Origin of the sequence: Arthrobacter sp. NPDC058288, from assembly GCF_042880995.1 — a bacterium.
Taxonomy (GTDB): Bacteria; Actinomycetota; Actinomycetes; order Actinomycetales; family Micrococcaceae; genus Arthrobacter.
Genome location: NZ_JBHVYH010000007.1, coordinates 1 through 14,216, shown reverse-complemented (window position 1 = coordinate 14,216; position 14,216 = coordinate 1). Strand labels below are relative to the sequence as shown.

Below are 14,216 nucleotides of genomic sequence, written 5' to 3'. Positions count from 1 at the left end.
ATAATTCACTTTGTAATCACCAGTCTGTGGTGACTGGAGCACGACTCTGTGTCTCAATTTGGGACACTTCCGCGAAGCCCGAAAAGCCGCGATTGATACCCTTTCAGCAATAGTCCGGACCGCTGACGAGTACCGATCCGCAAAGGGCGAGGCTGCGGTTCCGACTTTGCAAAGGGGCAGACATGGCCGACCCGGTCCGGGAAGCGCGGGATCAACTGATTCGCGTTGGCCTCACGGGACAGTACGGTGCCAACGACGCGGTGCCGGACATCATCGTGCGAAGCTGGCGCCGATCGATTAGCAACGCGGTTGAAAGCTCTGTGCCGTCTCAGCGTTTTCAGGACGTGGACACAGACTCCCTGCTGTGCCGCGCCGCCGTCCCCGTGCTCGACCGTTGGCAGCACCAGTTGGCCGACACCGGGACCACGCTCTTCCTCAGCGACAGGGGCGGCAGCATCGTCGCCCGGCGAACGAGTGATAACAGTGAGCGGCAGCGCCTCGACAGCATGCACGCTGCAGAGGGCTTTGATTACTCCGAGGACACTATCGGCACTAATGGCCTGGGGACCTCGATGGTCGAAAAGCGTCCGGTGTTCGTGAAGGGGAGCCAGCACTACAATGACGCCCTGGCCGCGCTGGCGTGTGCGGCCGCGCCTATCTATACGCCGGCCGGCTTGGTCGTTGGCTCGGTTTCGCTTGGCGGGCCCCTCGAAGCCGCAAGCCCGATCATGCTGTCCCTCACGAGGGAGATCAGCCAACAGATTGAGGAGAGATTCCGGTCATCCTCCCGGCCCCAGGACCTCGCCCTCGCGATGTCGTTTATGCGGTTCAGCAGTTCGCAACGTCCCACGGTGGTCATGGATCACGAGTCCATCCTGGCCAACACGCCGGGCCTGCCCTTCGTGAGCGTTGCCTCGCATGTCATGCTCTGGGAACTGCTCAACTCCCACAAGTGGTCCTCAAGCAGCACGCTACGCCGTGAATTAGAGGGTACCTCCGTCGAGGTTACGGCGCGGAGGGTAGTGGATGGGCCGCGCGAGCACTTCGTGGTGCACTTTGCTGATCTGAATGAAGCTGCGGAAGGCCTGTCTGGACTGGCGGTGCCCTCTCATGCCCCGAGCGCGGGCAAAGCTGCGACAGGGCCGAGGAGGACCGTCCCAGCGGTTGTCCTTGTTGATGGACCGCGTGGTTCCGGACGGGCGACAGTAGCCGGAAAACTGCGCGCCAAGAGCGCAAGTACGGCGCGTTTCGAAGTGTTCGCTGTATCCGCCGAAGCGGCCACACCGTGGGGGATGTTTGAGGACCTCCTTGCGGGCGGAACGGACGTGCTGATCCGCCGGGTGGAAGAGATCGCCGATAACGAGGTGGCACTTCTGGCCAGCCTTGTGGAGGGGCACCGGAAGGCGCGGACCGCCGGGCAGCGTGACAGCAGCCTTTTGCTGACATCCTCGCGTGATCAGGCTACCCCGGCTGTTCGGGCGTTTATCGACACCACCGGACCCGCGGAGCGGACGGAAGCTCTGGCCCTGACACCGGAAAGGATCCCCGCTCTGGTCAAGGCCATCCTCGACGTCGTCGACCCGGAATCGCGGCACACGATCTCGCCAGCTGCTCTGCAGTCCATAGTCCAGTGGAACTGGCCGGGCAACATCGCCGAACTTGCTGATACCGTGGCGGGACTTATCAGCGATGCAAAAGGCTCGGTCATCGAACGTCGGCACTTGCCGAAACATTTACAGCAGGCGCCGCCACGACGTCACATGAGCATGATGGAGACGGCCGAGCGCGGGGCCATCATCAGGGCGCTAGACGCGGCCGGCGGCAACAAATCTGAGGCCGCGGCACTCCTGGGCATGGGCAGGTCAACCCTGTATCGGCGACTCCGCCAGCTTGGCCTCGATACGGGGGAGGGGTCGATCTGATTCCAAAATGCGGCAGTTCGACAATGCCTTAGTCCCCGCTGGCCTCGTCCAGGCTGACGACTTCGTCCAGTACAGCCTTTAGGGCCGGACTTGTGTCGTCGCGGCGCCACGCTGCCCGAAGATCGACATCGGCGGTGGAATCCTCCAGAGGGACGAACACGACGTGCGGATCTGTCGCATTCTGCGCCACAGACGCTAGTGTCAGGTGGCATCCCACTTCCGCGCTGACCAGCGCAAGTGCGGTCTGCGTGTCCGGAGCCAGCTGAACGACGTCGGCGACGAAGTCGTTGGCATGGGCGAGCCGCCGGAGCCTGTCAGGCAGGACGGCGCCTTCGAAAGGCGTCAGCGAGATGAAGGCCTCGCCGGCAAGCCGCCGCATGGCCAGCCGACGTGCGCCGGCCAGGGCGTGGGTGTCAGGCATAGCTATAACGAGTGAGTCCCGCATGACCACACGAGAAGACACCTCTGCCGGGATGACGTCCCATCGGCCCAGTGCAATGTCCGTCTCACCTTGCACCAACTTCTTCATGGCAGGTTGTGCGAAGTTCTGACTGGACAGCTCAAGTTGGATCCTTGGCCGGTTGGACTTCACCTGCCTGGCGAGCCGTGCGACCAGTTGGTGTGTGGATACGCCGGCAAAGGCAATCCGCACCAGTCCGGCCTCACCGTTGTCGGCGGACCGGACGGCCTCTTCAGCTCGACGCAGGGCATCCAGCACTTCGGTGGCAGGGCCGATTAGCGCCTGTCCTGTGGAGGTAAGTTTCACGGAACGCGTGTTGCGGTCTAGCAAACGTGTCCCGAGTTCCGACTCGAGCTGTTTGATGATCCGGCTTAAGGGCGGTTGGGCCATGTGTAGCTGCTCAGCAGCGCGCCCAAAATGGAGTTCCTGGGCCACAGCAAGGAAAGCCTTGAGCTGACCGACGTCCATGTTTTCCCGTCCTTGTTTTATTGATTAGAAAGTATCACTGGAAACGGCTGTGGGTGCCCTACCGAAACAATTGGTGCCGCTCACTCGATGACGCCAAGCCGCAGCTTCCGATTTTGGCATGTGAGGGATGCTCAACGAGTGCCTCCAACGGTCTTGTACAAGATTTGGACACTTCGTTCTTTGGCGGGTAAGCCAAGTGCAGGATGAGGATGTGCCGCACTGCGGGACGCCCTCGCAGCTCACCGAAGAGCTCATGGGTGACTAACAAATATCGTCGGGAGACGGACGGTGCATAGCTGACTAGAAGTGCTACGAGGCTCAAGGATTCGCCTTCGGCTCCCAGCGCAGGGCGGCTCCGCGGAGCGGCCCGGTCAGTCTCTGTGCCGCTATCAAAGTGTTCCCGCTAGAGCCATTGGAGGCAAAATGTCAGAACGTGTAGAGGGGCGCAGCATCCTTATCACAGGTGCCGGCAGCGGTATGGGCCGCGTTATCGCGCTTGCGCTGGCAAATGAGGGAGCGAATATCACGCTTCTTGATCTGAATCTCGACGCAGCCAACGCCGTGAAGGACGAAATCACCGCGGCTGGCGGTAACGCCGTGGCAGTTTCCGGTAACGTCGTCAATCGCGACGACGTAGCAACGGCCGTCAAGACCAGCGTTGAATCGTTCGGCCGGCTCGACTGCATGTTCGCCATCGCGGGCATCATCAAGCCGACACACTTCCTTGAGACCACCGAAGAGAACTTCCGAAGCACGCTTGACGTGAATGGGCTGGGTACTCTCATCTGTCAGCAGGAAGCGGCTAAGCAGATGATCGCGCAGGGAACCGGTGGCAAGCTTATAGTCACGTCTTCCATCGCAGGCCGTCAGGGCTACCCGAACTTCGCGTCCTACTGCGCGAGCAAGTTCGCGGTGACCGCACTGAACCAGTCAGCTGCCCACGCACTGGCGAAGTACAAGATCACATCCAATGCCTTTGCCCCGGGTGTTGTAGACACCCCCCTGTGGAAGAAGCTTGACCTCGATCTCATGGAGATGGGTGATACATCGCATCCTGGCGAAGCCTTCGAGTCCTTTTCCGGAGCGAATCTGATCGGTCGCAAGGGCGTCCCGGAGGACGTGGTTGGCACAGCCCTTTTCCTCGCTTCCTCAGACTCCGATTACATGACAGGCCAGACCATCATGATCGACGGCGGCATGGTTCTTGTGTAACGGCTCGCATTTCCGGATGCAGTAGATGTTGGCGGCGGCTTGCGTAGAACGCAAGCCGCCGTTCGACTGCCACGACTCACTCACGAATGCCTGTAACAACAGGAAGATGGGCCAGCACAATAGTGGCGCCTTCGACCCGACCACAATGACCATGCCCCGGCCGGCGCCGTCCCGCGCCGGCCGAACTGCCTGTCAGCCCCGTCCTCAACGTTCGAAGGAAGAGCAACTGCAGTCCTCGGGAATCCGCGCAGACAGGCAACCTCCGCACCGCTCGAGGGGGTGCAAATGCAGCCAGGGTCCAGGCGCCGCCGGCGGCTTCCGTTTTGCTCGTCGGTGTGGATTTCTGCACACCGGTGCACGCCTCTGTGGTCCCTTGCCGGAGACGCGTGGATCACGGGGACGCACCGCTGATTAGTGCGGAGCGCCCCCGGAACCGGCGCAGCTTGGGCGAAGTTTCTCAGGTAACGGCCAGGTGGGTCTGGCGCCTCCGGACAACAGCCTTGGGGGCCACCACTCTGGCGATGACGAATTCCAGGAGGATCACCACCAGCAGCAGGACGCCCGTGAAGAGCTCGGTGACAAAGGCCTTGACGCCGATCGAGGACATCCCCGCGGCCAGGACGGCAGTGATGGCGATGCCGAACGCGACGTTCACCATGCCTCCGCGCCCTCCGCTGAGGCTGACGCCGCCGATGAGGACTGCCGCCAGTGCCAGAAGGAGCATGTTGGCCAGGCCATCCGGCGTCGCAGACCCGCCCCGGAAGGACGACAGCGCCCCGGCCAGGGCGCCGCATCCGCCGGAAATGGCGAAGGCGAGCACCAGCCGCGACCTGAGCTTGACCCCCGACGCGACGGACTCCTGCCGTGCTCCGCCGATCGAGGAGATCTCGCGGCCCCATCGTGTCCGCGCCAGGAAGATGCCCAGAACGGCGAGCACCGCGATCGTTGTCAGCGACAGGGGTGTGAAGACCCAGATCCGGACCGTGAGCGCGTCGCTCAGCTTGTAGTCGGTGAGGGTGACCGGGACGCCGCCGGTTCCCAGCCAGGTTGCGCCGCGGAGCAGGATCAGTGTTCCGACCGTGAACACGAGCGAGCTGATTCCCAGCCGTGCAATCACCCAACCCTGGAGCGAGCCGAGCAGCACTCCCACGACTGTGGCAATGAGGATGCTTGCGATCAGGCCGAGGCCTCCGAGTTGCACGGCGATCGCGCCCGCGAAAGCGGCCATGGACGCGACTGAGAGATCGAACTCCCCGGCGATCATCGTCACCGCCAGTCCGGCCGCGATGACACCGAGCGGGATGAGCCGTTCGAGCGACGAGAACAGGGCGGCCTCCCCGCGGAAGCTGGGTGAGACCGTGGCCATGATGCCGACAACCAGGACGAGGACGACGATCTGGAGGGCGTATTTGAGGAAGAATTCCCTGGTTGCATTCATCGGGTGCTGACCTTTCTGAGGACGTGGAGGGCTACGACGAGCACCACGACGATGCCGCCGACGAGGAACACGCGCCAGCCGTTGTCGAGGCCGTGCAGGAGCATGATGTTTCCCAGGGCCACAATGAGCAGTGCACCGAGCCCAGACCGGGTGGGGGAACCTTCGCCGCCCGATACGGCGGTGCCCCCAACCAGGACCGCCGCGATAACGTCCATGGTGAGTCCGGCGAGGTCGTTCGCCTGCATCTGGTGCAGCTGTGAGGCGTTAAGGGCGCCGGCGACTCCCAGGCCAACCCCGAACGCTATGAAAGCCCAGATCGTGGTGGCCTGGGGAGAGATGCCGCTGTTTCTCGCGGTGGCGCGGTTGGCGCCGAGCAGGTGGGTGCTGCGCCCGATCAGCGTGTGTTCGGTGAGGAACCAGGCAACAGCCGTGAAGAGCACGAAAATGTAGACAGGCAGCGGAATTTCCAGGAAGTTCCACGTTGCCAGCCACGCCACGTCCACGCTGCCGGCAGTGACCACCGCACCCTTGGTGGTGATCGCTACCAGGCCATAGATGACTGAGCCCACGGCGAGAGTAGTGATGACCGGGTTCAGTCCGGCTCCGACGATGAGGCCCTGCAAGATTCCCAGTGCCACCGAGAGCACGACGGCGGCGCCGAGGCCCGCCAGCGCCGATCCGGTCAGTCCGGATACGGCGAGGAACACGATCCCGGCGAGCACGGTGGAGGATGCGATGCCGAGCGAGAAGAAATTGCCCGAGATCGTGATCGCTGTCATCGCGACCGCGATGATTCCGACGATGGAGGTATTGATGAGGATCGCGCGGATATTCGCGAAAGTTGCGAAATCGGGTGTGCTGATGGCGGCCACCGCGAACACTGCCGCCACGAGGAGCGGGAGCGTGTAGCTGGTGACGAAGCGAATTACGCTGCCTCGCTGCGACGGTGCTATGAAGTTGGTGGCAATGCTTGCTGTACTAGACATGATTCGCATCCTCACGGTGCATTACTTCGCGGACGAGGGCGGATTCGGTCCACTCTCCCGCTGGTCGGATAGATGTTTGTTCGCCGCGGAAGTAGGTGGCGATCGTGTCGGAAAGCCCAAGGATTTCGTTGGTGTCCGACGAGCTGACGATCACGCCGACCCCCGAGTCGCTGAGGCGCCGAAGCTGGGCGTAGATATCGGCGCGCGCACCGATATCCACGCCGCGGGTGGGCTCCTCAACGAGGAGGACACGGGGGTTGATTCCGAGCCATTTGCCCAGGGCCACCTTTTGCTGGTTCCCGCCCGAAAGCGTTCCAACGTTCGAGTTCATGCGCTTGACGTCGATGGCGAAATGCGAGGCGAAGCGGTTCGTCTCGTCGACCTCCTGCCGGGCGCTGACGAACCCGACGGCGGACAGCCGGTGCAACCAGGGCGAGGACAGGTTCCGGCGAATCGGGACTCTCGCGAAGATTCCATCCTTTTTCCGGTCAGCGGAGCAGTACGCAACGCCGGCCGAGATTCCGTTCTGCCTGCCGCGGGTGTTGAGCGTCTGGCCGTCCACGAGAACCTCACCGGAGACGATCTCGCCGACGCCGGCCAGCGCCTCCATCAGCTCTGCCGTTCCCGAGCCGAGCTGTCCCGTCAGGCCCAGGATCTCACCACGCCGGAGGGTCAGGTTGGTCTCGGAACGGAGCTCGGGAATCCGGAGTCCGCGCGTCTCCAGCACAACTTCACCGACCGCCGCGGATTTTCCCGGATAGAGATGGCCCAGCTCCCGGCCGATCATCTTGGCGACGATCGTCTCGACGTCGAGCTCTTTGACCTCCAGGGGAGCCTCGCTCCTGCCGTTGCGGAAGACAGTGACGCGGTCAGCAATCTCGAAAACCTCGCCCAGCCTGTGGGTGACATAAACGACGCTCCGCCCCTCCGACGCGAGACGTTTGACGGCGTCCAGCACCCGGACGATCTCCGCGTCCGAGAGCGCTGCGGTCGGTTCGTCGAAGATGATGACCTTGGCGTCCCTGGCCAGCACGCGAGCGATCTCAAGAAGTTGCATCTCCGCGACGGAGAGTTCTTCGACCGGCGTCGACGGGTCCAGGCCGGCCAGCCCGACGCGCTCAAGGATCGCGACGGCGTTGTCGTTCAGTTTGCGGGGGCTCCACCACCAGGGAGCGCCCTGCTGGCCGAGCACGAGATTCTGGGCCACCGTCATGGTTCCGACTGTGCTGAACTCCTGCTGGACGACGGCGATCCCGGCCGCTTGTGAGAGCGAGACGCTGGATATATTTGCCGGGATTCCAGCGATTTCGATGGAACCCTTGTCGGGTGAGACGAGGCCTGAGATGACCTTGACGATCGTACTTTTGCCGGCGCCGTTCTCACCCAAGAGGGCCATGACCTCGCCGGCTCGGAGTTCGAAATGCACGTCCGAGAGGGCGTTCACTGCTCCGTAAGACTTGAAGATGCCGCTCGCCTTAAGGCGAAGGGGAGTGCTTCCAGCCATTGGTTTCTCCTAGGTTTGTTGGGTGGCGCAGCAAGGCGCGCACACCAGATGGGTGCGGAGCCTCGGAACACTCCGCAGCTGGGAGGTATCCGAGGCTCGGCGGTTGGGGGCTGACTCCAGTAGAGGGGGCCTATTTGCCCATCAGCTTGTCGAACGATAGGCCCCAGATATCGAACGAGGCATTGTTCTCGGCTGTCACCTGGGGGTTCATCATGTACGTGGCCGCGTGCGGGGCCTCGACCTTGAGTTCAGGCTTGGCCGCCGACGATTCGATGGTGACGTCGCCGGACTGCACCTGGCCGGTGGCGATGTACTGCGCGGCGGTCCGGACGACGAGAGCGCCCTCGATCACCGGGGACTGCAGGGTGGCAGACCAAATCTTGCCGCTGCGCAGGTTGGCCATGTCACCGGAGGAGGTCCCGGTGATCAGGATGACGTCCTTGCCGGGCTTCAGCCCGTTTTGCTCAAGCGCCTGCACCACGCCGTTGGCCACGTCGTTGCTGTGTGCGTAGACGATGTCGATGCCCTGTCCGAGGAAGCGCGGGATGACCTGGCTGGCTGCTTTGAAGCCGCCCTGCGCGTCAACGGTCGGGGTGGGTTCGACGGCGAGCATGTTGAACGCACCGGGCGTGGCTTCGGCGAAGGCTTTCTCGCGGTCGTCACCAGCGGCGTACCCGGCGGTGAACCGGATCTCGACGACGTTGGGCTTGCCGTCGGGACCGTGGAACTTGACCCCTTCAGCCTTGAGCTTCTTGACGGCGGCGAGCGCGTTGGCTCCGGCTTCCTTGCCGATGCCGGTGTCCGAGACCCCCGCGTAGGCGGTCACGTACTTGGACGCCTCCGGAGTGACCAGGTTGTTGAACTGGATCACCGGTGCCTGCGCGGAGAGCAGGCGGATCGAGTTCGTTGCGGCGGCGGCGCCGGCCGGCCACATCAGGACCGCGGCTGCGCGCTCACCGGTGGCGAGCCATTCCTGGACCTGCTGGTCCTGTTCCGTCTGGTCCCAGTTGTTCTCGACGATGTTGACGGTGTAGTTGAGGGCTTTCGCCTCGTCCTTGATGGACTGCGAGGCGGCCGCCAAGTAGACATTCGACGTCGACGGCATAAAGACCTTGAGGAGCGCGCCGCCGCCATCCGTCGTGCCGGTGCCCTTGCCCTGGGACGCGGCAGGGGCACCCGGAGCAGCGCTGCTGCCGGTGCTGCAGGCAGCGGCGGAGGTGACAAGACCTGCGGCGAGGAACCCAACGGCGATTTTTCGCCAAGCGCGGGAAGACGGGAATTTCATTATTTCTATGCTCCTTTGAATAGAGAGAACGGGTGAATGAGGAAAACGGGGCTTGAATGCGCGGAAAGTAGCGCGAAGAACGGCAATCCACCCAGCGACGTTCTTGTCGGGGCGCCTGGGCCGACCGGGCAGGAGTGGGCTCCGTCGGTCTTGGAGCCATCCCGGATCGAACCGGTGCCTTGATCTTTGCGGAGAAGAGCGCCGAAATCTGCGCTCCGTACAGAACTTGAACATGGAGCCGTCATCTGGAAATTGCCGACAGGTTGGAGTGTTCAAGGTTTGAACAATCCCGCCCGCGAGGCCCGGGCGGGATTGTGGCTTATGTCACACTGAAGGGGGCTGAGGTTTCAGGAGTCCAACGGCGGGCACTGAAGTCCACAGGTTAAGTCTGCTAGGGGATCCCTCATGCTCAACAGGATGATTCCATCAACGCAATGACGCGGAGGAACAACAAGATGTCGGATTCGATCGAGGGGCAGTTATCGCTCGTGACGGTAGCTCGAAGAGTGATCACTTCGACGCAGGTCGCCCTCGAGGGGACAACGACCTGGCTCGCCCTAACCGATGCCGACGGAAAGGTGACATACGAATGGGCAGCGGCTCCGAGCCTGCGTCGGCATCTCGCGCGCGCGGATGTGACCGAGGGCGCCGACCTCGCTCAGCGTTCGGTGGGCACAAATGGAGTGGGCGTCGCGCTCGCGACCCGCGCCACCACAGTCGTCCAGGGCACTGACCATCTGGATGAGCGCATGCACAAGCTTGTCTGCGCAGCGAGTCCCGTCTTGCACCCGGTCACCCGGAAGTTGCTTGGCGCCGTCAACGTCACATGCCTTGCTGGCGAGCAAAATCCGCACCTGAAGATTGCGCTGAACATGATGGTTGCCGGGATTCAGGATTCCCTGACCCGTCTTTCACGCGCCCGACACCAGCGGCTCCTTGATGCACACTTGCGCGTCAAGGCGGGTACGGGAGCGGCAGTCATAACCCTGGACCGGTACACCATGATCGCGGAGGACGGCCTGGGCGGCCTATCACTTGATCGCGAACAGCTTTGGCACTACGTCGAGGAGGCCGGACCGTTTACCCGGGAGTTCGTACTGCCCACAGGTGTGCGGGCTCAGATCGTGCCAGTGATGCCGCCGAAGACCTCTGAGGGCTGTTCGCTGGTGCTCAGCCGTCTGAATGTTGCCGGCCTTGCGCGGGCTGCTGCGAAGGGTTCCGAGGGGCAGAGGACATCAAGTCCGCCGTTGCTCAGTCAGCTTGAACTGGCTGAGCGGGAGATTATTGCGTCTGTACTGCGTGAGTGTGGCGGGAACAAGTCGGATGCCGCTGAGCGGTTGCGCATCTCACGCGGGACCCTTTACGAGAGAATCCGCCGTTACGGATTGTGAGGCCACATCAGTCGGAAATCGAGCCGTTGTGTGGCTCCGGTCGTCTCTGCACCGGATCCTGCGCCCGTGATGACCAGCCGTGTACTACGATCAGGCTGCTGCCCGAGCGATTTATCTAGAGCACAGATAACGTTGCGCTGGATTGGTATTGGACGCCGGATGAATACGTTGGCAAAGTGAAGCAGTAGAACGCCCCGCAAGAAGGAGTGGAAGTGTCGCGGACACGTAGAGTGACAGCGTCCGATGTCGCGAAAGCCGCCGGCGTGTCAAAGACCACCGTCAGCTACGTGCTCAATCAAACCCCGCATCAGACAATCCCGGAACACACGCGGCGCCGGGTAATCGACGCCGTTCGTCAGTTGGACTACACCTCGCTGGCAGCGGCCCGGGCTCTGCGGATGGGCCGAAACGATCTCGTCCTGTTTGTGCTGCCCGACTGGCCCCTGAGTCACGCTCTTACGAGGGTGATCGAGCAAGTTACCGACGGGCTTGCACGGCGGGGTCTGTCCCTTCTCCTCCAAAGACTGGGCCCGGACCGCTCGTTGATTTCGCTCTGGCGTCAACTGGCACCTGCGGCTGTGATGACAGTGGAAGCGATCGACGCGAAGGATGAGTTGCTCATCCGAAAAGGGGGCACGTTCATAGCGGCCGCCGCCATATCGGATTTTGGCATCAAACAGGATCGTATTGGTGCCATGCAGGCCCAGCACCTGATCTCACGGGGCCATCGACATTTTGGCTATGCCCGCAGCAGCAATCCCAAGCTGGAAGCACTCACTACCGAACGATACGAAGGATTTCGAAGGGCCTGCCTTGCCTTGGGCTTGAATGAGCCTTTCACCGTTGACGTCGACCTCAGCCTGGACAGTGCAATAGGGGCAGTCCGCAAACTGTCTGAAGCGCCTGCCAACGTCACAGCAGTGGCGACCTACAACGATGAGATTGCCGCAGCGATCCTGGCTGGAATGCGGGTCGCAGGGATGATGGCTCCCCAAGATCTAGCCGTCATTGGCGTCGACGACGAGCCGTTCGCCCAATTCATGTCACCCGCACTTACCACCATCCGGCAAAATCATGCTCTGTTCGGAAGCCATTTCGCTGATCGGATCGCAGCCGGCATCAACGGGGAAATGCTGCCGAGCAGTCCGAAGCTTGACGTGCTCGCGCTGGTTGTCCGCGATTCAACCTGAGTCGAACGCCGCATTCAGACGAAATTCGAATAACTGATCACCGAATAGATATTGGACGCCGTCAACAACGCAGTCTGATACTGGAAACAGGCAACTACTTAATCGAATCAGTAGCCGGCAAACTCCTCATTCCGGCGACAAGCTGCTTTTGCCAAACTCCTCAAAGACGAAGGAACAGCCATGACCTCCACCCGCACAACATTCTCGCGCCGCGGCTTTCTCGGCCTCACTGCCGCGGCCGCTTCCGTACCCCTTTTGGCCGCCTGTGGTGGAGGCTCTGCTTCCCAGGGCGGCGGGAGCGCAGGTGGAACCATCAAGTTCTGGGACATGCCGTGGGCAACCCCGGCCCTCAACGACGCATCGAGGAAGCTCACGGAGGGTTTCTCCGGAGCCAACAGCAAGGCCAGCTACCAGATCATCCAGTGGAACAACTTCTACCAGACGTTTTCGTCTGCCATTGCGTCCAAGACCGGTCCGGCGGTGTCCACCGGCGGCGGTTTCCAGGCCTTCCAGTTTGAGCAGCAGGGCCAGATAGCCTATGCGGACAATCTCATTGAAACTCTGAAGAAAAACGGCATGTACGACGACTTCCTCCCCGGAGTGGTTGAGCCCTTCAAGACCGACAAAGGCTATGTAGCTGTTCCGTGGCATCTGTCCATGCGCGTGATGTGGTACCGCAAGTCCCTGTTTGAGCAGGCCGGAGTGGATGTTCCCAAAGACTGGGCAACACTACTCGAAGCTGGGAAGGCCTTGAAGAAGATTGGGGCAGTCGGCTTCGCCACTGGTGCCGGTGCGGGCAACAACATCGGCAATCAGGCCATGATCATGATGATGATCAACAACGGCGGCGGTGTCTTCAGCAAGGACGGCGAGCTCGACGTGATGAACGACCGCAATGTTGAAGCGACTGAATTCCTGTTGGAATTGGTTTCCAACGGCATCATTGATCCAGCGGCAGTTAGTTATACCAGCGCCAACCTCGATGCGCAGTGGAAGGACAAGAAGGCGGCTTTCGGCGCTCATGTGTCCCAGATGGACACGCGAGTTGGTGACACTTCGGGTGATCTCATCGTGGCGAGCCCTATTGCCGGGCCGCATGGGGACAAGGGCGGCCTCGTGTTCCCGAACAACATCATGATGTACACCAACACCCCGTCCCAGGAGGCATCCGAGGCGTTCCTGGTGTACTACCTGGGCCAGCTGAAGGAACTGTGGAAGCAGAAGCTCATGAACGCTCTGCCTGTGTTCAAATCCATCGCCGAGCTCCCGGAATTCGCGAGCGATCCGAACAACGTCAAGATCGTGAAGGAATGGCAGCCGATCGCCAAGACTCTGGCAGCCCAAGGCGACAAACTGAATGCGAACCTCGCGGTGCTCGACGGCGGTCAGGCCCTGAACGAGTTCACCCAGACGGTCCTCACCGGCAAGTCGGACGCAAAGTCCGCCCTGCAGGCGTTCGAGTCCGGCCTTAAAGCCGTCCTTAACAAGTAGGCGGCCGGCATGTCATCCACCACAGCACCGTCCGGCCTTTCCCGGGCCCGCCGCGGGCTTGCCCCGGGCGGGCCCGGGGCCTCCCCCGGAAAACGCAAAAGCAAGCTCAGCGCACAGACCACCCGGACGTTCTTCTGGCTGCTGATTCCCTCCGTGGTCCTGCTCGTCCTGATCCACGGCTACCCGCTGATCTACGCCGCCGTGCAGGCCACGCACGACGGTTCCCTGCTCCAGACCGGAAACTTCGTGGGCGGGGAGAACTTTGCCACCGTCCTGTCCTCACCCGCATTCTGGAAAGCGGCACAGTTCACCCTGATGTTCACCATCGTGGGCGTGTTCGGCTCGTGGCTGGTGGGCCTTGGCCTGGCGCTGCTGCTGCGGACCAGGATCCCGGCGGGCGGCACCTTCAAGGTCCTGCTGCTCCTGCCCTGGGTTGTCCCGATCGTCGTTTCCTCCACCGCCTGGAACTGGCTGGTGGCCACCCCGGACAGCCTGATCCCGTCCCTGTTCCGGAACCTCGGTCTGGGCACGCCCCTGTTCCTGGCCGATCCCAACCTCGCGGCCGTCACCGTCATGGTTTTCAAGGTCTGGGTCAGCTTCCCGTTCATGATGATGATGATTTCCGCTGCCCTGGCCTCCGTTGACACCACTGTCTATGAAGCGGCCAGCATGGACGGCGCCACCCGCTGGCAGCAGTTCAGCCAGATCACGCTGCCCCTGATCGCCCGGTCCACGTACATCTCCTGGATTTTGATGACGATCTTCTGCGTCAACGACTTCCCCACCATCTACCTGCTGACCGGCGGCGGGCCGGTCAGCGCCACCACCTCCCTGGTAGTCCTGGCCTACCGCACGGTCTTCCAGGACTT

The 14,216-nt window shown here is 62.2% G+C and carries 11 protein-coding genes; 6 read left to right on the top strand and 5 right to left on the bottom strand.

The window, feature by feature from the left end; genetic code table 11:
- Window positions 1-182: 182 nt before the first annotated feature.
- Window positions 183-1,922, top strand: coding sequence for a helix-turn-helix domain-containing protein (locus ACFVWT_RS16975; RefSeq protein WP_390249860.1), 1,740 nt, complete (start codon window positions 183-185; stop codon window positions 1,920-1,922).
- A gap of 28 nt (window positions 1,923-1,950) precedes the next feature.
- Here ACFVWT_RS16975 and ACFVWT_RS16970 read toward each other — a convergent pair whose 3' ends face one another.
- Entirely contained in the window at window positions 1,951-2,850 is a 900-nt protein-coding gene (locus tag ACFVWT_RS16970; protein ID WP_390249858.1) for a LysR substrate-binding domain-containing protein, read from the bottom strand.
- 423 nt (window positions 2,851-3,273) lie between these two features.
- Here ACFVWT_RS16970 and ACFVWT_RS16965 point away from each other — a divergent pair, with 423 nt between their 5' ends.
- Window positions 3,274-4,062, top strand: a complete 789-nt coding sequence (locus ACFVWT_RS16965) for an SDR family oxidoreductase (protein ID WP_390249856.1) — start codon at window positions 3,274-3,276, stop codon at window positions 4,060-4,062.
- Window positions 4,063-4,519: 457 nt separating this feature from the next.
- Here the strand turns inward: ACFVWT_RS16965 and ACFVWT_RS16960 are convergent, their stop codons facing one another.
- The 4 genes from ACFVWT_RS16960 to ACFVWT_RS16945 all read right to left on the bottom strand — a co-directional run bounded on the left by ACFVWT_RS16960 (window position 4,520) and on the right by ACFVWT_RS16945 (window position 9,275).
- Window positions 4,520-5,500 carry an ABC transporter permease gene (locus tag ACFVWT_RS16960; RefSeq protein WP_390249854.1) on the bottom strand — a complete coding sequence of 327 codons (981 nt, stop codon included), beginning with the start codon at window positions 5,498-5,500 and terminating at the stop codon, window positions 4,520-4,522.
- Window positions 5,497-6,486, bottom strand: coding sequence for an ABC transporter permease (locus ACFVWT_RS16955; RefSeq protein ID WP_390249852.1), 990 nt, complete (start codon window positions 6,484-6,486; stop codon window positions 5,497-5,499). The genes ACFVWT_RS16960 and ACFVWT_RS16955 overlap by 4 nt, the downstream gene beginning before the upstream one ends.
- Window positions 6,479-7,990, bottom strand: coding sequence for a sugar ABC transporter ATP-binding protein (locus ACFVWT_RS16950; protein ID WP_390249850.1), 1,512 nt, complete (start codon window positions 7,988-7,990; stop codon window positions 6,479-6,481). The genes ACFVWT_RS16955 and ACFVWT_RS16950 overlap by 8 nt, the downstream gene beginning before the upstream one ends.
- Before the next feature lie 130 nt (window positions 7,991-8,120).
- Window positions 8,121-9,275 carry a sugar ABC transporter substrate-binding protein gene (locus ACFVWT_RS16945; protein ID WP_390249848.1) on the bottom strand — a complete coding sequence of 385 codons (1,155 nt, stop codon included), beginning with the start codon at window positions 9,273-9,275 and terminating at the stop codon, window positions 8,121-8,123.
- Between the two features lie 455 nt (window positions 9,276-9,730).
- Here ACFVWT_RS16945 and ACFVWT_RS16940 point away from each other — a divergent pair, with 455 nt between their 5' ends.
- From ACFVWT_RS16940 to ACFVWT_RS16925, 4 genes are all read left to right on the top strand, one after another.
- Complete coding sequence (locus ACFVWT_RS16940; protein ID WP_390249846.1) at window positions 9,731-10,666, top strand: helix-turn-helix domain-containing protein; 936 nt, start codon at window positions 9,731-9,733, stop codon at window positions 10,664-10,666.
- Window positions 10,667-10,872: 206 nt separating this feature from the next.
- Window positions 10,873-11,856, top strand: coding sequence for a LacI family DNA-binding transcriptional regulator (locus ACFVWT_RS16935; protein WP_390249844.1), 984 nt, complete (start codon window positions 10,873-10,875; stop codon window positions 11,854-11,856).
- Window positions 11,857-12,036: 180 nt separating this feature from the next.
- Entirely contained in the window at window positions 12,037-13,347 is a 1,311-nt protein-coding gene (locus tag ACFVWT_RS16930) for an extracellular solute-binding protein (protein ID WP_390249842.1), read from the top strand.
- A gap of 9 nt (window positions 13,348-13,356) precedes the next feature.
- Window positions 13,357-14,216: carbohydrate ABC transporter permease (locus tag ACFVWT_RS16925; RefSeq protein WP_390249840.1), on the top strand; the 860-nt coding region annotated here is incomplete at its 3' end.

Coding starts and splice junctions, on each gene's coding strand:
- ACFVWT_RS16940 (WP_390249846.1), top strand. CDS start 9,731: ATGTCGGATTCGATCGAGGGGCAGTTATCGCTCGTGACGGTAGCTCGA.
- ACFVWT_RS16965 (WP_390249856.1), top strand. CDS start 3,274: ATGTCAGAACGTGTAGAGGGGCGCAGCATCCTTATCACAGGTGCCGGC.
- ACFVWT_RS16975 (WP_390249860.1), top strand. CDS start 183: ATGGCCGACCCGGTCCGGGAAGCGCGGGATCAACTGATTCGCGTTGGC.
- ACFVWT_RS16950 (WP_390249850.1), bottom strand. CDS start 7,990: ATGGCTGGAAGCACTCCCCTTCGCCTTAAGGCGAGCGGCATCTTCAAG.
- ACFVWT_RS16955 (WP_390249852.1), bottom strand. CDS start 6,486: ATGTCTAGTACAGCAAGCATTGCCACCAACTTCATAGCACCGTCGCAG.
- ACFVWT_RS16945 (WP_390249848.1), bottom strand. CDS start 9,275: ATGAAATTCCCGTCTTCCCGCGCTTGGCGAAAAATCGCCGTTGGGTTC.
- ACFVWT_RS16960 (WP_390249854.1), bottom strand. CDS start 5,500: ATGAATGCAACCAGGGAATTCTTCCTCAAATACGCCCTCCAGATCGTC.
- ACFVWT_RS16930 (WP_390249842.1), top strand. CDS start 12,037: ATGACCTCCACCCGCACAACATTCTCGCGCCGCGGCTTTCTCGGCCTC.
- ACFVWT_RS16970 (WP_390249858.1), bottom strand. CDS start 2,850: ATGGACGTCGGTCAGCTCAAGGCTTTCCTTGCTGTGGCCCAGGAACTC.